Raw genomic sequence first — 18,311 nt, forward strand, 5'->3', positions numbered from 1 at the left:
TTTCGCTCTGGATCGTTTTTTTATTCTTCAATTGTTACCTCTGCTTCATGGTTATGATGAACCTGGATAGAGGTAATCAATGTATCAAGATGCTCCACATTCTCATCATACTCAATAATGGCTGAAACGATTTGCATCATATGATATTGCTTTAGTTCTTCTTCATTTTCGTGGACAAGTGACTCTGTCTCCTTGTAGTACTGCATCAATTCTTGGAATAGCATGTTTCGGTCAAGGGAAATGCTACCTTCTTCAAAAATAACATGTGGCTTTACCTTTCCAATAAATTTTAGCATCACATGTTCGTGGTGGTGAATCAGACAATCGAGTTGTTGCTGAATAATATTTTGAAAATATTCAGGTAAACTCAATAACTCATTTTCATAGCGATGAATCTTTTTCAATGTTTGAAATGATTTTTTTAATGTTGCAATCATTTGCCGATAAATCACTAACTTTCTCGTTTTTAATAAGGTTGTTTTTTTGAAGTAATTCCGTTCTTCTTTGTACAGTATATATAACTGGTCTATTTTCATTAACCGGTCGGACATTTTATCAATATCATTTTTTAAAAGACTGTGCTCGGATGCATGTCTAATGTTCAAGCGAATCCATTTTGTTATTTCCTCACTCATATCGGAAATTTGGTTGTACAATTTATTTTCATACTTAGGTGGTAGAAAAATCAGATTGACGATTGATGAAGACAGAATCCCTAGCATTACGGTAGAGAAACGAATAATCGCAAATGTGATGAAATCATCTGTAGGTGATTCCATAATCGCAATTAATGTAACAACAGATAAGGTAATCGTCTTTTCTAAGCCTAATTTTAAGTTAATAGTAATAACAATAATGGCAGCAAGTCCGATAATAAAGACGTTGTTTCCAAAGCTTAATACAAATATTACTGCTATAATGGCGCCGATGATATTCCCTTGCACTTGTTCAATGATAGATAAATAAGAACGATAGACGGTTGGTTGTATGGCGAAAATGGCAGAAATTCCTGCGAAAACAGGAGTTGGTGCATTTAATAGTTGTGCTAGAAATAAAGCTAAAACGATGGCGATTCCTGTTTTCAGAATACGCGCTCCTAATGTCATAAATAAGTGTTCCTTTCTTTAACGTAATAACATATTTTCTTATACCCCTTACTTTTTGCGGAAAACACGAAAAGTAAACACAATAATGTACTATACAGTGATTAGATGCTAACTTCAATAGACTAATGCCGGATTTTTTCTTTTTTCGATGGATTTTAAAAAAATGGACATATTGTTGTTAAAATTGAAATGGATTTAAACGATATTCGAGGTGTGAAACGTTTTAATGGGATGCTGATTTCCGCTACAGGCGTTCGCTTCATTTATCTGTGGTTGGAAATTAGAAAAAGCTTCTAATCTTTTTAATTTATAAGAGGAAGATCCCCTTTGTGAAAATAAAAAAAGGTCCAGAATTCCTCTGAACCTTTTTCCTTACAACTATTTAAAATTTATACTCTTCTTGTAATGAAGCGAATGCTTGATCTACAGCGTGTAGGGTTGCTTCGATGTCTTCTTCTGTGTGTGCGATGGTGAGGAACCATGCTTCGTATTTGGATGGTGCTAGCATAATTCCTTGTTCTACTAATAGTTTAAAGAAGCGGCCGAACATTTCGCTATCTGTGCTTTCTGCTTGCTTGTAGTTGTATACTTTTTCCGTCGTAAAGAAGACAGTAAGTGCTCCTTTTAGACGGTTGAGTGTAATTGGAACATTGTACTTAGTAGCTGCTTCTAAAATACCTTTTTCTAATAATGCGCCTAGTTTATCTAGATAATCGTATACGCCTTCTTGTTTTAATACTTCGAGACATGCAATGCCCGCTTGGATGGATGCTGGGTTTCCGGCATGAGTTCCTGCTTGGTATGCTGGTCCAACTGGTGCAACTTGATCCATAATTTCTTTTTTACCACCATAAGCGCCAATTGGTAGACCGCCGCCAATTACTTTTCCTAAGGCAGTTAAGTCGGGGTAAACGCCTAATAAATCCTGTGCTCCACCGTAAGTGAAGCGGAAAGCGGTGATTACCTCATCATAAATAACAAGTGCGCCAGCTTCATGTGTTAGCTCATTGATTCCTTGTAAAAATCCTTCCACAGGTTCCACGATACCGAAGTTTCCAACGATTGGCTCCACAAGAACAGCTGCTACTTGATCTCCCCATTTATCCAAGGCATCTTTATAGGCATCTAAATCATTGAAAGGAACAGTAATGACATCAGCTGCAATTACCGCAGGAACACCCGCAGAGTCTGGAGTGCCAAGTGTAGAAGGTCCAGAACCTGCTGCAACTAGCATTGGATCAGAGTGACCATGGTAGCAGCCCGCAAATTTAATGACTTTGTTTCTGCCAGTATAAGCACGCGCAACACGAATCGTTGTCATCACGGCTTCTGTTCCAGAATTCATAAAACGGATTTTTTCCATGGAAGGGATTGCTTCCTGAAGCATTTTTGCAAATTTTACTTCATGGGGTGTTGGAGTACCGAATAGTAGTCCTGTTTCTGCTGCACGAGTGACTGCCTTTGTGATATGTGGGTGAGCATGTCCAGTCACAATAGGACCATATGCAGCTAAATAATCGATATATTGATTTCCGTCTACATCAAAGAAGTATGCACCTTGCCCTTTTTCCATCACTATCGGTGATCCGCCACCAACGGCTTTGTAAGAGCGAGAAGGACTGTTGACACCTCCGACAATAATCTCTAAAGCTTCTTCATGTAATCGTTCTGAATTGGTATGTAACATATAAACCTCCTATAAATCGTAACATTCTGTATAGAATACCTTCCCTCATTTTAGCACTTTTTGAAAGAAGATAAAGGGAAACAGCTTTTAAACAACAGGCAACTTTCATACGATCCCAATAGGTGTAACTGGATAAACGCATAATTACCTTAGACAAGCATAAATATTAATGATGGAGTATTTAAGGACGTGCAGCAATAAAGTAAGGGGGTAAGGAGATGTTTTATGTCTTATTAGCTTTAATCCTTTTTTTTATTGCGATGAGCTTAAGAACATTGTTTGTTCCTTACCGCGTAAAAGAAAAATGGGTATCCTTTGAAAATTTTATGTACTTAATTTTTGTTTATATCACCATTATGATTGGCTTTGGCTTAATCTATACGTTGTTTCAAATGAATGGAATCCCTGTATATAATGATGGACAGACTCCTTCTCTAAACTATGATTTCTTTCATACGTTACACACTAGCATCTATTTTAGTGGTGTCACCTTATTCTCTGTAGGGTTTGGTGATTTAATGCCTATTGGAATCGGAAGAATGATCGTTCTTATCGAGGCATTAATAGGCTACACGATTCCAGCCGCCTTTGTCACAAGAGCCGTCCTAGATTTGAATCATTAGCAAACTCCTTTTCTTGCTTCATCCAAGTAAATTCGGTACGCTTGGTATAGGAAAAGAAAGGCGGGATACGATGTCGATTCAATTGGGAGATACAGTACCAGATTTTGAACTACAAGCAGATAATGGAGAAAAAATAAAACTGTCAGATTTTCGAGGAAAGAATGTAGTCTTATACTTTTATCCAAAAGATATGACACCTGGATGTACAACAGAAGCTTGTGACTTCCGCGATAACCATGCAGATTTTAAAGGCTTTCATACAGTGGTACTTGGCGTTAGCCCTGATCCGATTTCAAGGCACAAGAAGTTTATCGAAAAGCACGAGTTGCCATTTCCATTACTATCCGACGAAAATCATGAAGTTGCAGAAAGCTTCGATGTATGGAAATGGAAAAAGAATTTTGGAAAAGAATATATGGGGATTGAAAGATCAACCTTCTTGATTGATAAAGAAGGCAAGCTCGTTAAGGAATGGCGTAAAGTGAAAGTGGCTGGCCATGTAGACGAAATAAAACAAGCATTAGAAAAAATCGAAGCCTAATTTTAAAGCTAGGGACTTTTGTCCACTCATTAGGGAGCGATAAGCATATTGTATAGTGAGCATATACCTCCTCATATATATGTCGGTGGCCAACGAAGCGTTCGTTGGTCTTTTTTTAGAATAAAAAGAGAATTGGATAAAAATTCTGGTGAAAAGTAGCGCGTGACATGCATATAATGAAAGTGTATTATCAATAGCAATCAGGCAACTGCTATTATCTAATAGTTTGTATTGTTAAATAATCATTATCGTTGTTATTTTAAACGGTTTATTCATCTATAAACGGCGTTATTACAGTAACTGTATTGACAAAACCCACCTATTATTAGTACACTATTTATAAACATTATAAAATAAGAATATCTTTTAGAAATGGGGTGCATGTCCGTGGAACATAATGAGCATAGCGAGCATAATGAGTTACAGGAAGCTCTTGACAAGCTGAAAGAAACAGGAGTGCGCATTACCCCGCAGCGTCATGCGATACTTGAATATTTAATAAGCTCAATGTCACATCCGACTGCCGATGAAATTTATAAAGCACTTGAAGGTAAATTCCCAAATATGAGTGTAGCCACTGTTTATAATAATTTAAGAGTTTTTCGTGAAGTAAATTTAGTAAAGGAACTGACATATGGAGATTCTTCTAGTCGGTTTGATTTCATTACTTCTCACCATTATCATATTATCTGTAAAGAGTGTGGCAAAATAGTTGATTTCCATTATCCAGGACTGGATGAGGTCGAACAATTTGCCAGCCATGTTTCAGGATTTAAAATCAGTCACCACCGTCTAGAAATTTACGGTACTTGTCCTGATTGTGCTAAAAAAGAAGCGCACTAATGTAAGAAATAGAAGAGGTTGTCTTTTTAAGATTAGCTTTCGTATAAATGCATGCGAAGGTTAATCTTAAAAAGATACCTCTTTTTTCTGTTTTCCTAAAGAAGGTTCTTCATTATACGGAAATAATAGATGGGGAATATAAAGAAAAAAAGTAATACTATTTTTTTAGAAGTTGTAGTAAGATTTCATGTATGCCATGGAAATAGGGCAGGATTTTAATAGAAAATGTCGAAATAATACGAAACGAATAAAATTTATTCATGGAGATGGAGGAATAACGATGGAAGATATTCTTCGTCCTATATATCAAGAAAGAGCTAGCCAGACAAATACATTGGGCGTATTAATCATTGATAAAAAACAAAATGAAATGACCGTGACAGATACTTTTGATACGGTGATGCTAATTATTGTAAAAGAAGCAGAACACCCTGTTTTTATAAAGCACTATACTTATGCGGAAAAGAAAGCAGCTTTGCATATTGTCACAGAACAACAATTAAGAAATTGGATTTTATTGGGGAATAATAAAAGAATATTTGAATGGATATACAATGGAAGAGTTGTTTTCGATCGAAACGAATATATCTATCAACTCAAAAATGAGTTAAAGGAATTTCCCGTTAACGAACGAAAACAAAAGATGGCGTTAGAATTCGCTAAGCTTATTAAACGATATATGGACGGGAAAGCTTTCTTTGAAAATAAGCATTATCTTGACGCTTATAATGATATTGTTCACTCCCTACATCACTTAGCACGTTTAGCTGTGATTGAAAATGGATTCCATCCAGAGGTAACCGTTTGGAGCCAAGTAAAACAAATAGAGCCAGAAATCTATAAATTATATGTAGAGCTAGTAAATAGTGATGAGCCGATTGAAAAAAGGCTTGAGTTATTATTCTTAGCAAGTGAATTCTTAATTCATTCCAGAATGAGATCAAGTACAAGCCATATTCTAGATATATTAAAAGAAAAGGAAACTTGGACATTTAATGAGCTATTAGAAAAAGAAGAACTTTTTATTTATGCAGTTGATCTAGGGATGCTTTTAGAATATTTGATCGATAAACATTTAATAGAGGTAGTTAATGTTTCAACGAAAAGTCCCGGAGTTTATCATCGATATTATAAGGTTTTAGAAAAAAACTAAAAAAGTTTTAAAAAAGTATTGACCATTATGTTGGAATAATGTTATATTTATATCCGTCGCTGAAACAACACGAAATGTTGAAGTAAACGACGGGAAAAGTTTTTTTGAAAAACTATTGACAGTGAATGTTGATAGATGTTATATTAGGAAAGTCGCTTCTTGAGTGACTAACTAAATTGCTCTTTGAAAACTGAACAAACAAACGTCAACAATAATCGTTTTATAACGAATGTTATAGAATGACAACAAGTAATAAAAAGCTAGAGTTTAGCAATGAGCTAATCAACTCTTTATTGGAGAGTTTGATCCTGGCTCAGGACGAACGCTGGCGGCGTGCCTAATACATGCAAGTCGAGCGGACTTTAAAAGCTTGCTTTTAAAGTTAGCGGCGGACGGGTGAGTAACACGTGGGCAACCTGCCTGTAAGACTGGGATAACTTCGGGAAACCGGAGCTAATACCGGATAATCCTTTTCTACACATGTAGAAAAGCTGAAAGACGGTTTACGCTGTCACTTACAGATGGGCCCGCGGCGCATTAGCTAGTTGGTGAGGTAACGGCTCACCAAGGCAACGATGCGTAGCCGACCTGAGAGGGTGATCGGCCACACTGGGACTGAGACACGGCCCAGACTCCTACGGGAGGCAGCAGTAGGGAATCTTCCGCAATGGACGAAAGTCTGACGGAGCAACGCCGCGTGAGTGATGAAGGTTTTCGGATCGTAAAACTCTGTTGTTAGGGAAGAACAAGTACAAGAGTAACTGCTTGTACCTTGACGGTACCTAACCAGAAAGCCACGGCTAACTACGTGCCAGCAGCCGCGGTAATACGTAGGTGGCAAGCGTTGTCCGGAATTATTGGGCGTAAAGCGCGCGCAGGCGGTCCTTTAAGTCTGATGTGAAAGCCCACGGCTCAACCGTGGAGGGTCATTGGAAACTGGGGGACTTGAGTGCAGAAGAGAAGAGTGGAATTCCACGTGTAGCGGTGAAATGCGTAGAGATGTGGAGGAACACCAGTGGCGAAGGCGACTCTTTGGTCTGTAACTGACGCTGAGGCGCGAAAGCGTGGGGAGCAAACAGGATTAGATACCCTGGTAGTCCACGCCGTAAACGATGAGTGCTAAGTGTTAGAGGGTTTCCGCCCTTTAGTGCTGCAGCAAACGCATTAAGCACTCCGCCTGGGGAGTACGGCCGCAAGGCTGAAACTCAAAGGAATTGACGGGGGCCCGCACAAGCGGTGGAGCATGTGGTTTAATTCGAAGCAACGCGAAGAACCTTACCAGGTCTTGACATCCTCTGACACTCCTAGAGATAGGACGTTCCCCTTCGGGGGACAGAGTGACAGGTGGTGCATGGTTGTCGTCAGCTCGTGTCGTGAGATGTTGGGTTAAGTCCCGCAACGAGCGCAACCCTTGATCTTAGTTGCCAGCATTTAGTTGGGCACTCTAAGGTGACTGCCGGTGACAAACCGGAGGAAGGTGGGGATGACGTCAAATCATCATGCCCCTTATGACCTGGGCTACACACGTGCTACAATGGATGGTACAAAGGGCAGCAAAGCGGTGACGCCTAGCAAATCCCATAAAACCATTCTCAGTTCGGATTGTAGGCTGCAACTCGCCTACATGAAGCTGGAATCGCTAGTAATCGCGGATCAGCATGCCGCGGTGAATACGTTCCCGGGCCTTGTACACACCGCCCGTCACACCACGAGAGTTTGTAACACCCGAAGTCGGTGGGGTAACCATTTGGAGCCAGCCGCCTAAGGTGGGATAGATGATTGGGGTGAAGTCGTAACAAGGTAGCCGTATCGGAAGGTGCGGCTGGATCACCTCCTTTCTAAGGAAAATGGAATGTACATTCCATCAAAGATTGTTGACGATTTGTTGTTCAGTTTTGAGGGAGCAATTCCTCAAAAACAGTAATAAGTTTGAGGGTAAAGAGAAACGAGTAGATCAAGGAAGCAAACGCGCGAGCACCGGAGCGTACAACAGTACGTGAGGAGCAGAGCGAAGAAGCTGACGAAGAGATGCGAAGTTTATCTTTAGCCGAAATTGTTCCTTGAAAACTAGATTATGAATAGTAAAAACAAGAAAGAAACCGAGTAATCGCCATCTTAGATTCTCTATTTTAGAGAATTATTTCTTTGAAAAGTAATCGTATCAATCGAATACTCTTTCAAAGATTTGAGAGCAAAGAGAAGCAAGTAGGTCAAGGAAGCGACCGAGCGAGCACCGGAGCGTACGCTAGTACGTGAGGAGCAGAGTAAGGAAGCTGACGAAGAGATACGCCGCTTATCTTTGGTCGAAACTAAGTTAAGTTAGAAAGGGCGCACGGTGGATGCCTTGGCACTAGGAGCCGATGAAGGACGGGATTAACACCGATATGCTTTGGGGAGCTGTAAGTAAGCTTTGATCCAGAGATTTCCGAATGGGGAAACCCTCTATCCGTAATGGGATAGAATCTTTACCTGAATACATAGGGTACTGAAGGCAGACCCGGGGAACTGAAACATCTAAGTACCCGGAGGAAGAGAAAGCAAACGCGATTCCCTGAGTAGCGGCGAGCGAAACGGGATTAGCCCAAACCAAGAGGCTTGCCTCTTGGGGTTGTAGGACACTCTATATGGAGTTACAAAGGAACGGGGTAGACGAATCGATCTGGAAAGGTCAGTCGTAGAAGGTAAAAACCCTGTAGTCGAAACTTCGTTCCCTCCAGAGTGTATCCTGAGTACGGCGGGACACGAGAAATCCCGTCGGAAGCAGGGAGGACCATCTCCCAAGGCTAAATACTCCCTAGTGACCGATAGTGAACCAGTACCGTGAGGGAAAGGTGAAAAGCACCCCGGAAGGGGAGTGAAATAGATCCTGAAACCGTGTGCCTACAAGTAGTTAGAGCCCATTTATGGGTGATAGCGTGCCTTTTGTAGAATGAACCGGCGAGTTACGATTACATGCGAGGTTAAGTTGATAAGACGGAGCCGCAGCGAAAGCGAGTCTGAATAGGGCGAAATAGTATGTGGTTGTAGACCCGAAACCAGGTGATCTACCCATGTCCAGGGTGAAGTCCAGGTAACACTGGATGGAGGCCCGAACCCACGCACGTTGAAAAGTGCGGGGATGAGGTGTGGGTAGCGGAGAAATTCCAATCGAACTTGGAGATAGCTGGTTCTCTCCGAAATAGCTTTAGGGCTAGCCTCAAGATTTAGAGTATTGGAGGTAGAGCACTGTTTGGACTAGGGGCCCCCATCGGGTTACCGAATTCAGACAAACTCCGAATGCCAAATACTTATTCTTGGGAGTCAGACTACGAGTGATAAGATCCGTGGTCAAGAGGGAAACAGCCCAGACCACCAGCTAAGGTCCCAAAGTATACGTTAAGTGGAAAAGGATGTGGAGTTGCTTAGACAACCAGGATGTTGGCTTAGAAGCAGCCACCATTTAAAGAGTGCGTAATAGCTCACTGGTCGAGTGACTCTGCGCCGAAAATGTACCGGGGCTAAACGTATCACCGAAGCTGTGGATTGACATCTAATGATGTCAGTGGTAGGAGAGCGTTCTAAGGGCGTTGAAGCTAGACCGTAAGGACTGGTGGAGCGCTTAGAAGTGAGAATGCCGGTATGAGTAGCGAAAGATGAGTGAGAATCTCATCCACCGAATGCCTAAGGTTTCCTGAGGAAGGCTCGTCCGCTCAGGGTTAGTCGGGACCTAAGCCGAGGCTGAAAAGCGTAGGCGATGGACAACAGGTTGATATTCCTGTACCACCTTTCAATCATTTGAGCAATGGGGGGACGCAGGAGGATAGGGTAAGCGTGCTGTTGGATTAGCACGTCCAAGCAGTTAGGCCGGTAATGAGGCAAATCCCATTACCACATAAGCGGAGCTGTGACGGCGAGGGAAATATAGTACCGAAGTTCCTGATTCCACACTGCCAAGAAAAGCCTCTAGCGAGATTGATGGTGCCCGTACCGCAAACCGACACAGGTAGGCGAGGAGAGAATCCTAAGGTGAGCGAGAGAACTCTCGTTAAGGAACTCGGCAAAATGACCCCGTAACTTCGGGAGAAGGGGTGCTCTTGCGGGTGCAAGCCTGCGAGAGCCGCAGTGAATAGGCCCAGGCGACTGTTTAGCAAAAACACAGGTCTCTGCGAAGCCGCAAGGCGAAGTATAGGGGCTGACACCTGCCCGGTGCTGGAAGGTTAAGAGGAGGGGTTAGCGTTCGCGCGAAGCTCTGAATTGAAGCCCCAGTAAACGGCGGCCGTAACTATAACGGTCCTAAGGTAGCGAAATTCCTTGTCGGGTAAGTTCCGACCCGCACGAAAGGTGTAACGATCTGGGCACTGTCTCAACGAGAGACTCGGTGAAATTATAGTACCTGTGAAGATGCAGGTTACCCGCGACAGGACGGAAAGACCCCGTGGAGCTTTACTGCAGCCTGATATTGAATTTTGGTACAGCTTGTACAGGATAGGTAGGAGCCTTGGAAGCCGGAGCGCTAGCTTCGGTGGAGGCATTGGTGGGATACTACCCTGGCTGTATTGACATTCTAACCCGCACCCCTTATCGGGGTGGGAGACAGTGTCAGGTGGGCAGTTTGACTGGGGCGGTCGCCTCCTAAAAAGTAACGGAGGCGCCCAAAGGTTCCCTCAGAATGGTTGGAAATCATTCGTAGAGTGTAAAGGCACAAGGGAGCTTGACTGCGAGACCTACAAGTCGAGCAGGGACGAAAGTCGGGCTTAGTGATCCGGTGGTTCCGCATGGAAGGGCCATCGCTCAACGGATAAAAGCTACCCCGGGGATAACAGGCTTATCTCCCCCAAGAGTCCACATCGACGGGGAGGTTTGGCACCTCGATGTCGGCTCATCGCATCCTGGGGCTGTAGTCGGTCCCAAGGGTTGGGCTGTTCGCCCATTAAAGCGGTACGCGAGCTGGGTTCAGAACGTCGTGAGACAGTTCGGTCCCTATCCGTCGTGGGCGTAGGAAATTTGAGAGGAGCTGTCCTTAGTACGAGAGGACCGGGATGGACGCACCGCTGGTGTACCAGTTGTCTTGCCAAAGGCATCGCTGGGTAGCTATGTGCGGAAGGGATAAGTGCTGAAAGCATCTAAGCATGAAGCCCCCCTCAAGATGAGATTTCCCATAGCGTAAGCTAGTAAGATCCCTGAAAGATGATCAGGTTGATAGGTCAGAGGTGGAAGCGTGGCGACATGTGGAGCTGACTGATACTAATAGATCGAGGACTTAACTAAAATGAAAAGCTCCAACGCCTGTTTATCGGCGTTGGAGCTGGACAATAATGATTACTCATTTCTTTCTTTTACTTCATAATCTAGTTTTCAGGGAATAATTTTTCAAAATTATACTTGAAAAAATCTCAAAAACATGTATAATAAAATATGTCTTGAGAAAAGTCTGGTGGCGATAGCGAGAAGGTCACACCCGTTCCCATATCGAACACGGAAGTTAAGTTTCTCAGCGCCGATGGTAGTTGGGGGTTCTCCCCCTGTGAGAGTAGGACGTCGCCAGGCATACCATATTATTCCGCAGTAGCTCAGTGGTAGAGCATTCGGCTGTTAACCGAACGGTCGTAGGTTCGAGTCCTACCTGCGGAGCCATATTGGAGAGCTGTCCGAGTGGCCGAAGGAGCACGATTGGAAATCGTGTAGGCGGGTAACCCTGTCTCAAGGGTTCAAATCCCTTGCTCTCCGCCATTAATTTTTCATATGGCCCATTGGTCAAGCGGTTAAGACACCGCCCTTTCACGGCGGTAACACGGGTTCGAATCCCGTATGGGTCACCAATACATATCATTATATTTATGGAGGATTAGCTCAGCTGGGAGAGCATCTGCCTTACAAGCAGAGGGTCGGCGGTTCGATCCCGTCATCCTCCACCATTACTATTATCGCGGGGTGGAGCAGTCTGGTAGCTCGTCGGGCTCATAACCCGAAGGTCGCAGGTTCAAATCCTGTCCCCGCAATCTGGTCCGGTAGTTCAGTTGGTTAGAATGCCTGCCTGTCACGCAGGAGGTCGCGGGTTCGAGTCCCGTCCGGACCGCCATTTTTAAAAAAATCAATAGCAATAAATTATGGCTCAGTAGCTCAGTCGGTAGAGCAAAGGACTGAAAATCCTTGTGTCGGCGGTTCGATTCCGTCCTGAGCCACCATTTATGTCGGAGGGGTAGCGAAGTGGCTAAACGCGGCGGACTGTAAATCCGCTCCTTCGGGTTCGGCGGTTCGAATCCGTCCCCCTCCACCATCTATACAGGGGTATAGTTTAAAGGTAGAACGAAGGTCTCCAAAACCTTTGGTGTGGGTTCAATTCCTACTACCCCTGCCAATTTTTATTAATTATTATGGCGGATATGGCGAAGTGGTTAACGCATCGGATTGTGGCTCCGACACTCGTGGGTTCGATTCCCATTATTCGCCCCATTTTTTTTGACACTTTTTTTATTTTATTGCATATAAATAGTATTGGGCTATAGCCAAGCGGTAAGGCAACGGACTTTGACTCCGTCACTCGTTGGTTCGAATCCAGCTAGCCCAGCCATTTGCGGAAGTAGTTCAGTGGTAGAACACCACCTTGCCAAGGTGGGGGTCGCGGGTTCGAATCCCGTCTTCCGCTCCAAGAATATTATGGCGGCATAGCCAAGTGGTAAGGCAGAGGTCTGCAAAACCTTTACCACCGGTTCGAATCCGGTTGCCGCCTCCATAATGCTTATTAAGTTTCCTAATTATATTACGCCGGGGTGGCGGAACTGGCAGACGCACAGGACTTAAAATCCTGCGGTAGGTGACTACCGTACCGGTTCGATTCCGGTCCTCGGCATTACCAAAACTTATAAGCGCGCCGGTGTGGCGGAATTGGCAGACGCGCACGACTCAAAATCGTGTTCCTTCTGGAGTGTCGGTTCGACCCCGACCACCGGTATCTCCAAGTAAAAGCGAGTTAATTTAAGAAACGATAAAACACTCACAAATGTTGATATATCAATGTTTGTGGGTGTTTTTTGTTTTGTGGGAAGACGGCTGACTAAGGTAGGTTTTTAAATCATTTTACACAAATTTTACACAAGAAAAATTAGTAATGCTTAATAGCGTATGGGTTTTACGAAGGTGATAAAATATAATTAGGTAAGGTTTGAATAACTATTAATGGGCAGTTTTATGAGTGAAAAGTAGGAAACAAGGCCATTTCTGCAAAGGATGTGGGGTTTTTCTGTCTAATGAAAAATTTAGCGGTAGAGGTCACCGTGAACATCTTTGTAAAGAGTGTAAAAAAGCAGGTATAGTAAGAAATACTAAGTCAAATTCCAATTATGATCGGGATTTTCATCGTCTATCTAATATAGATAGTATTTTAGTCCAAGCTGAAATCCGACCTGAAATACAATTCGGAGATGTTATTTCAACTAAATGGGTCTTATTTTGAACATGGTTAATTGTTTTTTTTGTAACTTTATGACTTTTACGAATAGATTTCTTCTGTTAGTATTCATTAATTGTTATAATGTAATGATAGAAGGAGTTCAAGGGAGGAATGTACCATTGGCTATGGATGAATCAAAAGCAAAAGTTGGAATTAATCCTGAATTCATACCTTTTCTAAAAGGGGCACATGTAAATTCAATTGATGAAGATGTTAATATATCACTAGCCTTGTATTTGTTTACTGCGAGAAAATAACACTTGCACGAGCAGCTGAACTGGGTGGTAAAAGCATATCAGATTTTATTCAAATCTTAATTAATCATAATATTCATTGGGCAGAGTATACAGAGGAACATAAAAAGCAAGATGATGAAACGATTGATTTTATTCTAAAAGAAGATGGTAAAGGAAAACAAGATGAAAGCGATTTGTAATACTAGTCCTATTATTGGGCTATCTATCATTGGTCGTCTTGATCTTCTGTGGGAACTGTTTGATATCTATATTCCACAAGAAGTTTATAATGAAGTTGTGAAACAAGGTAGTGAACAAGCAATCGGGAAACAAGAATTAAGAGATGCTGTGGCTAAGGGGTTAATAAAAGTCCATGAAGTAAAAGATCAAGGTTTTGTAGTAAAGTCTTATGGACGTTTGCATTAAAGGAGAGCTAGAAGTAATCGTTGGAGCCAAGGAACTAGGTGTGAGTATTGTTATTATTGATGAAAAGTCTGCAAGGAATTTTGCTGAAACATTAATGCTAAAACCATTAGGTCTTTTTGGTATTTTAAAACTTGCGAAACAAAAAGAAATGATTAATGAAATTAAACCACTGATAGAATTGTTAGTTTCGAAAAAGTTTCGGATATCCGAAAAGCTAATTAGCCAGTTACTAATGGAAGTTGGAGAAAATTAAATGGTCATCACACAGAAATGTCAGCAGCATATAATTTACTGGTGAAATTCAAATAACTGTTATCATGGTCCAGCTAAAGTTAACTGGGCTTATTTTGTTGTAAATATAAATTCAGGAAGTTAAGTTTGTGAACAGTTACGCTTAGAGTAACCAATTATTATAATAAGACTATTACAAAGCGACTTAGAACTTCTATCTACTTATAAAAAAGTAACATAACCTGGCCGCAAAGTAATGTGAGTTACTTATTTCTTGCAAGTATTAAATTAGCCACCAGCACCGCGAATAACTGATGCTGACGTCGATGTTCGTGCATCGGAACCTTCATATATCATAAACCACAATGATCTTAACTTCAAATAAGCCTGTAAATTTTCATAGGTATCAATTGTCTTTTCTCATCTCTTCCCACGGTTCCTTAATTACATGGGTACTTTGGTGCCTGTGAACTCTTTAATGATAAACGATGATTCAAAGAGTTTGAAAAAAACGAAATAAATCTTCACTAGGGGTGTAATGAGATGCATTTATCAAATTTTGAAAATTACTTTCAGGAGCATATTCTTGGGCGTGGCCTGGATTATTATCACAGTAAATTGATTACTAGTCTTGAAACAGATGATGGACATCATTACGTCGCAAGTGTCGACGGTACGGAAATGTATAATGTACATGTGGTTATAAGTGAGAATGAGGATGTTACTGAAATTTCGTGCGACTGTCCTTACGACTACGATCAATTATGCAAACATATGGCAGCAGTCCTTTTTGCTATTCGCGAGCAGAAGGGTGTTCCTATACCAGGGGAAATAAAGCAGGACTTGCCCTCACTGCTACAAAGTCTAGATAAAGAGGAACTTATACGTATCCTTCTTGAAATCGCGGATGAACGCCCGGATATTGAAAAAAGGCTATTATTTATCTATTCAAAAAGTGAAAATGAACTTTTATCGAGTGATCGATTAATTAAAGAATATATACGTCGAGCTAGTAGAAAGGGCTATATCGAATGGAATCAGGTTGATTACGCCCTTGAGGGGGCTGATATGGTCTTGGAAAAAGCCCGAACGAAAGCGGATGAAGGAAATTACAAAACAGCTGTTTTATTAGGAATAACCGTCTTAGCGAATGCGGTTGAAATGTTAGAATACGCAGATGATTCAAGTGGTTCAATTGGAATGGTCATATCTTGGAGTATTGAAACGATTGATCGGGCTATTTGTGAGGGAATAGATGAATTCCCATTACATGAAAAAGCAGAGCTTTTTGAGACGCTGATTAAAGAAGCTATGAACGAAAGATATGACGATTGGTGTGAGTGGCGTATTGATTTATTAAGGGTATGTGTGCACTTTTGTGCAGCAGAGGAATTGCGCAGAACATTAGAAGAACGGTTATCAAGAATGATGAAAACCGTATCTACAGATTCTTGGCGTTCGAGTTATGAAATAATTGAATTGAAAAAACTTCAGCTAAAGATAATTGAAAATTTTGATGAGGATGAAAAAGCGGAACGATTTATTGAAGAAAATATTGTTCACCCCTATTTTCGTGAACAGGCAATTACAAAAGCAATGCAAAAAGGAGAATATAACAAAGCCATTCAGCTTGCATTAGATGGGGAAAGAGAGGCAGCAAACCAGTGTAATGGATCTGTTAAAAAGTTTAAAGAATATCGTTATCAAGCGTATAAACTGATGGGTGACATTGATAAACAAAAAAGACTAGCACTAGAGTTTTTACAACACGACGATTTTAACTATTATGCAGAATTAAAAGGACTTTACTCACCGGATGAATGGCAAGTAAAATTAAAAAATATAATTGCCTGGTTCCAAAGCCAAAAGAATCGTTCTTACACATACCTTTCTATTATAAAAGAAGAAAATTTAACGGAGCATATTCTTGAATATTGTAAAGCCAAGGCATCCACGATCACAGAACTTTATCCCTATTTAGAAGAAAGATACCCTGATGAGGTGAACAATCTTTTTATTGAATATATCCGAAAGGAAGCAGAAGCTGCTTCTAATCGGAAGCAATATCAAAGCGTTGCTTCCATAATAAAACAATATAGAAAGGCTTGTAGTCTAGGACAGCCAACTGACATCATTGATGAGCTAAAACTAAAAAATAAAAGGCGTCCGGCATTTATAGATGAACTGGAAAAAGTGAGTTTCGCTTTTGCTAGAAAAAGATAATCTGTTTGAACAATGCTGCAATAGTGAATAAAGATTTGAGGTTATTAGTAATGGGGAAGAAGAAGGAAAATAAGAACAAGAATTTGGGACCGCGGCGCAAACGAATGAATCGAAAAGGCAGTCTGCAGAGTGCCAAGGGACAATCATACTTATTTCTCCCTCATCTACTTTATCAACTATGTTCCTGAATGAATATGCTTAATAGCGTATTGGTTTTACGAAGGTGATAAAATATTAAGTAGGTAAGGTTTGAATAACTATTAATGGGGAGTTTTATGAGTGAGAAGTAAGAAACGAGGCCATTTCTGCAAAGGATGTGGGGACTTTCTGCCTAATGAAAAATTTAGTGGTAGAGGTCACCGTGAACATCTTTGTAAAGAGTGTAAAAAAGCAGGTATAGTAATAAATACTAAGTCAAATTCCGATTATGATCGGGATTTTCATCGTTTATCTAAAGCTGTTAGAAACTGTATGATTATTTATATGGAGCATGAAAGTTACTTTTTATTTGAATATCAACTTTCCCGGTATATTATTGGAGGAGGAGATGAACTTAGCTCAGAAATCTATGTGTATCAGGGAGACAAGGAGCAAAAATTCCTTGTATCAGAAAAACTACAAAAGAATGAAGCTGTAATGGACGTTTTATACAAAAAATACTACGATACAATGGATAGCAACCAAAGTTTTGATTATGAAGAATTGATATACGAGGAGTATGTAGAAATTTCAAAGAAACGCAGACAGTTTCTTGAAGTAATATCATCGATTCATCATTTGAAGGAGTTCTTGATAGTTGGAAGGGGATAGAATTGATGACTCAATCAAGAAAAATTCGTCTAAAGAAATTATATGTTCCTTGTCCTGCTAAGGAAAACGATGAAATATTTCGAAATGGAGTATTTCATTTTAATATATCTAGAATATTGGAAGACATTCATTGTGGGAAACTAGTTGTTGATAAAGAATACGTAGATATTAATGAATGGTTTAAGTGGCATGGACATCATTCATCTTTAAATGAAGACCATTTACCTACAGTTAATATAGATAGTATTATAGTCCAAGCTGAAATCCGTCCTGGAATATTTTCTATCATAGATGGCAATCACAGAATAGAAAAAGCATTTCGGTTGGGTAAACCCTCCATTTATTCATATAAGCTAAAGGGAGAGCAGTTGATTCCATATTTTATAACTGAAAAAGGTTATCAAGCTTTTGTGGAATATTGGAATTCAAAATGTTAGATAAGAAAATTGGAATGAAGGATTTAATCGAAACTATTTTTTAGAAGGGATAAATGTCTATGAGGGTGAAGCTTGAAGATATAGTTGAGGGAATGGAAATGCAATCGGATGATAACCGATCATTTCTTAATCTAGATACTGGTGAAATCGTCCATGTCTCACAAGAGGCTCTATTAATTGCTGAAGATAGTGAGGACTATGAACACTTATCTGAATGGCAACAAGATGAAGTGAAAATAGCCTTGGATATAGTAGAGAGTTTTGGAAAGTATGCTGCACTTCCTTCTCAATTTGATATTTATGAGTATGATATGATGGAAAGTTTTTGTTATAGCCTTTCGGATGTTAAAATGCAGGATGTATTACTCAACTCAATTCGTGGAAAGGGAGCATTCAGACGATTTAAGGACAATATCCATCGTTTGGGAATGACTTATACATGGGATGATTACCGGGATCTGGAATATAAGGAAATAGCTAAGGGATTTTGTGAGAGGAAAGGCATTGACTATATAATTTGAGTGGCTTTAATCTTTTGGTTTATTTTGCTTATTTGGTTGGTTGGT

At 40.8% G+C, this 18,311-nt stretch carries 14 protein-coding genes, 15 tRNA genes and 3 rRNA genes; 30 read left to right on the plus strand and 2 right to left on the minus strand.

The window, feature by feature from the left end; genetic code table 11:
• Nucleotides 1-20 precede the first annotated feature (20 nt).
• A complete protein-coding gene (locus tag ACWNMZ_RS05685) occupies nt 21-1,106 on the minus strand; it encodes an FUSC family protein (RefSeq protein WP_031539762.1) in 1,086 nt (361 codons plus the stop codon).
• A 382-nt stretch (nt 1,107-1,488) separates the two neighbouring features.
• The gene (locus tag ACWNMZ_RS05690; RefSeq protein WP_031539763.1) at nt 1,489-2,793 is read right to left on the minus strand and encodes a glutamate-1-semialdehyde 2,1-aminomutase; all 1,305 of its coding nucleotides are present in this window, start codon (nt 2,791-2,793) and stop codon (nt 1,489-1,491) included.
• A gap of 218 nt (nt 2,794-3,011) precedes the next feature.
• Between ACWNMZ_RS05690 and ACWNMZ_RS05695 the strand changes: the two genes are divergently transcribed.
• From ACWNMZ_RS05695 to ACWNMZ_RS05840, 30 genes are all read left to right on the plus strand, one after another.
• The gene (locus ACWNMZ_RS05695; RefSeq protein WP_031539766.1) at nt 3,012-3,416 is read left to right on the plus strand and encodes an ion channel; all 405 of its coding nucleotides are present in this window, start codon (nt 3,012-3,014) and stop codon (nt 3,414-3,416) included.
• A gap of 70 nt (nt 3,417-3,486) precedes the next feature.
• Complete coding sequence (bcp, locus tag ACWNMZ_RS05700) at nt 3,487-3,957, plus strand: thioredoxin-dependent thiol peroxidase (protein ID WP_031539768.1); 471 nt, start codon at nt 3,487-3,489, stop codon at nt 3,955-3,957.
• 387 nt (nt 3,958-4,344) lie between these two features.
• On the plus strand, nt 4,345-4,800 hold the full coding sequence (gene perR / locus ACWNMZ_RS05705) for a peroxide-responsive transcriptional repressor PerR (RefSeq protein WP_269320393.1): 456 nt from the start codon (nt 4,345-4,347) through the stop codon (nt 4,798-4,800).
• A gap of 280 nt (nt 4,801-5,080) precedes the next feature.
• Complete coding sequence (locus ACWNMZ_RS05710) at nt 5,081-5,953, plus strand: nucleotidyltransferase-like protein (RefSeq protein ID WP_251629702.1); 873 nt, start codon at nt 5,081-5,083, stop codon at nt 5,951-5,953.
• A 290-nt stretch (nt 5,954-6,243) separates the two neighbouring features.
• A 16S ribosomal RNA gene (locus tag ACWNMZ_RS05715) occupies nt 6,244-7,791 on the plus strand.
• Nucleotides 7,792-8,265: 474 nt separating this feature from the next.
• Nucleotides 8,266-11,200: ribosomal RNA gene (locus ACWNMZ_RS05720) — 23S ribosomal RNA — on the plus strand.
• Nucleotides 11,201-11,362: 162 nt separating this feature from the next.
• Nucleotides 11,363-11,479 (plus strand): 5S ribosomal RNA (gene rrf, locus ACWNMZ_RS05725).
• Together the 16S, 23S and 5S rRNA genes with 15 tRNA genes alongside form the textbook arrangement of a ribosomal RNA operon.
• 12 nt (nt 11,480-11,491) lie before the next feature.
• Nucleotides 11,492-11,566: transfer RNA gene (locus ACWNMZ_RS05730), tRNA-Asn, on the plus strand.
• Nucleotides 11,567-11,570: 4 nt separating this feature from the next.
• Nucleotides 11,571-11,662: transfer RNA gene (locus tag ACWNMZ_RS05735), tRNA-Ser, on the plus strand.
• Nucleotides 11,663-11,676: 14 nt separating this feature from the next.
• Nucleotides 11,677-11,751, plus strand: a tRNA-Glu gene (locus ACWNMZ_RS05740).
• A gap of 20 nt (nt 11,752-11,771) precedes the next feature.
• Nucleotides 11,772-11,847, plus strand: a tRNA-Val gene (locus tag ACWNMZ_RS05745).
• A gap of 10 nt (nt 11,848-11,857) precedes the next feature.
• Nucleotides 11,858-11,931: transfer RNA gene (locus tag ACWNMZ_RS05750), tRNA-Met, on the plus strand.
• A gap of 3 nt (nt 11,932-11,934) precedes the next feature.
• A tRNA-Asp gene (locus ACWNMZ_RS05755) sits at nt 11,935-12,011 on the plus strand.
• 30 nt (nt 12,012-12,041) lie between these two features.
• Nucleotides 12,042-12,117, plus strand: a tRNA-Phe gene (locus ACWNMZ_RS05760).
• A gap of 8 nt (nt 12,118-12,125) precedes the next feature.
• Nucleotides 12,126-12,209: transfer RNA gene (locus ACWNMZ_RS05765), tRNA-Tyr, on the plus strand.
• A gap of 7 nt (nt 12,210-12,216) precedes the next feature.
• Nucleotides 12,217-12,290, plus strand: a tRNA-Trp gene (locus ACWNMZ_RS05770).
• 19 nt (nt 12,291-12,309) lie between these two features.
• Nucleotides 12,310-12,385: transfer RNA gene (locus tag ACWNMZ_RS05775), tRNA-His, on the plus strand.
• A gap of 43 nt (nt 12,386-12,428) precedes the next feature.
• A tRNA-Gln gene (locus ACWNMZ_RS05780) sits at nt 12,429-12,503 on the plus strand.
• A gap of 3 nt (nt 12,504-12,506) precedes the next feature.
• Nucleotides 12,507-12,581 (plus strand) — tRNA-Gly (locus ACWNMZ_RS05785).
• 10 nt (nt 12,582-12,591) lie between these two features.
• A tRNA-Cys gene (locus ACWNMZ_RS05790) sits at nt 12,592-12,665 on the plus strand.
• Nucleotides 12,666-12,696: 31 nt separating this feature from the next.
• Nucleotides 12,697-12,782, plus strand: a tRNA-Leu gene (locus tag ACWNMZ_RS05795).
• A 20-nt stretch (nt 12,783-12,802) separates the two neighbouring features.
• Nucleotides 12,803-12,884: transfer RNA gene (locus ACWNMZ_RS05800), tRNA-Leu, on the plus strand.
• A 617-nt stretch (nt 12,885-13,501) separates the two neighbouring features.
• Entirely contained in the window at nt 13,502-13,639 is a 138-nt protein-coding gene (locus ACWNMZ_RS05805) for a hypothetical protein (RefSeq protein ID WP_251629279.1), read from the plus strand.
• Nucleotides 13,640-13,686: 47 nt separating this feature from the next.
• Nucleotides 13,687-13,818 carry a hypothetical protein gene (locus ACWNMZ_RS05810; RefSeq protein ID WP_449598494.1) on the plus strand — a complete coding sequence of 44 codons (132 nt, stop codon included), beginning with the start codon at nt 13,687-13,689 and terminating at the stop codon, nt 13,816-13,818.
• Nucleotides 13,802-14,044 carry a hypothetical protein gene (locus ACWNMZ_RS05815; RefSeq protein ID WP_031536486.1) on the plus strand — a complete coding sequence of 81 codons (243 nt, stop codon included), beginning with the start codon at nt 13,802-13,804 and terminating at the stop codon, nt 14,042-14,044. Before ACWNMZ_RS05810 ends, ACWNMZ_RS05815 begins: the two co-directional genes overlap by 17 nt.
• The gene (locus tag ACWNMZ_RS05820; RefSeq protein ID WP_202908298.1) at nt 14,028-14,297 is read left to right on the plus strand and encodes a DUF3368 domain-containing protein; all 270 of its coding nucleotides are present in this window, start codon (nt 14,028-14,030) and stop codon (nt 14,295-14,297) included. Before ACWNMZ_RS05815 ends, ACWNMZ_RS05820 begins: the two co-directional genes overlap by 17 nt.
• Before the next feature lie 521 nt (nt 14,298-14,818).
• Nucleotides 14,819-16,498: an SWIM zinc finger family protein gene (locus ACWNMZ_RS05825; protein WP_251629278.1), complete on the plus strand. Its 1,680-nt coding sequence runs from the start codon at nt 14,819-14,821 to the stop codon at nt 16,496-16,498.
• Nucleotides 16,499-16,777: 279 nt separating this feature from the next.
• Nucleotides 16,778-17,308 carry a hypothetical protein gene (locus ACWNMZ_RS05830; protein WP_251629277.1) on the plus strand — a complete coding sequence of 177 codons (531 nt, stop codon included), beginning with the start codon at nt 16,778-16,780 and terminating at the stop codon, nt 17,306-17,308.
• A 5-nt stretch (nt 17,309-17,313) separates the two neighbouring features.
• Complete coding sequence (locus ACWNMZ_RS05835; RefSeq protein ID WP_251629276.1) at nt 17,314-17,745, plus strand: hypothetical protein; 432 nt, start codon at nt 17,314-17,316, stop codon at nt 17,743-17,745.
• A 59-nt stretch (nt 17,746-17,804) separates the two neighbouring features.
• Nucleotides 17,805-18,266: a UPF0158 family protein gene (locus ACWNMZ_RS05840; protein WP_048717064.1), complete on the plus strand. Its 462-nt coding sequence runs from the start codon at nt 17,805-17,807 to the stop codon at nt 18,264-18,266.
• The last annotated feature ends 45 nt before the right edge of the window (nt 18,267-18,311 follow it).

It is taken from the genome of Niallia sp. Marseille-Q9988 (genome assembly GCF_976954375.1).

Excerpts from the sequence above, each read along its gene's own strand:
- ACWNMZ_RS05685 (WP_031539762.1), bottom strand. The coding sequence starts at position 1,106 with ATGACATTAGGAGCGCGTATTCTGAAAACAGGAATCGCCATCGTTTTA.
- ACWNMZ_RS05690 (WP_031539763.1), bottom strand. The coding sequence starts at position 2,793 with ATGTTACATACCAATTCAGAACGATTACATGAAGAAGCTTTAGAGATT.
- ACWNMZ_RS05695 (WP_031539766.1), top strand. The coding sequence starts at position 3,012 with ATGTTTTATGTCTTATTAGCTTTAATCCTTTTTTTTATTGCGATGAGC.
- bcp (WP_031539768.1), top strand. The coding sequence starts at position 3,487 with ATGTCGATTCAATTGGGAGATACAGTACCAGATTTTGAACTACAAGCA.
- ACWNMZ_RS05710 (WP_251629702.1), top strand. The coding sequence starts at position 5,081 with ATGGAAGATATTCTTCGTCCTATATATCAAGAAAGAGCTAGCCAGACA.
- ACWNMZ_RS05815 (WP_031536486.1), top strand. The coding sequence starts at position 13,802 with ATGAAAGCGATTTGTAATACTAGTCCTATTATTGGGCTATCTATCATT.
- ACWNMZ_RS05820 (WP_202908298.1), top strand. The coding sequence starts at position 14,028 with ATGGACGTTTGCATTAAAGGAGAGCTAGAAGTAATCGTTGGAGCCAAG.
- ACWNMZ_RS05825 (WP_251629278.1), top strand. The coding sequence starts at position 14,819 with ATGCATTTATCAAATTTTGAAAATTACTTTCAGGAGCATATTCTTGGG.
- ACWNMZ_RS05835 (WP_251629276.1), top strand. The coding sequence starts at position 17,314 with ATGACTCAATCAAGAAAAATTCGTCTAAAGAAATTATATGTTCCTTGT.
- ACWNMZ_RS05840 (WP_048717064.1), top strand. The coding sequence starts at position 17,805 with ATGAGGGTGAAGCTTGAAGATATAGTTGAGGGAATGGAAATGCAATCG.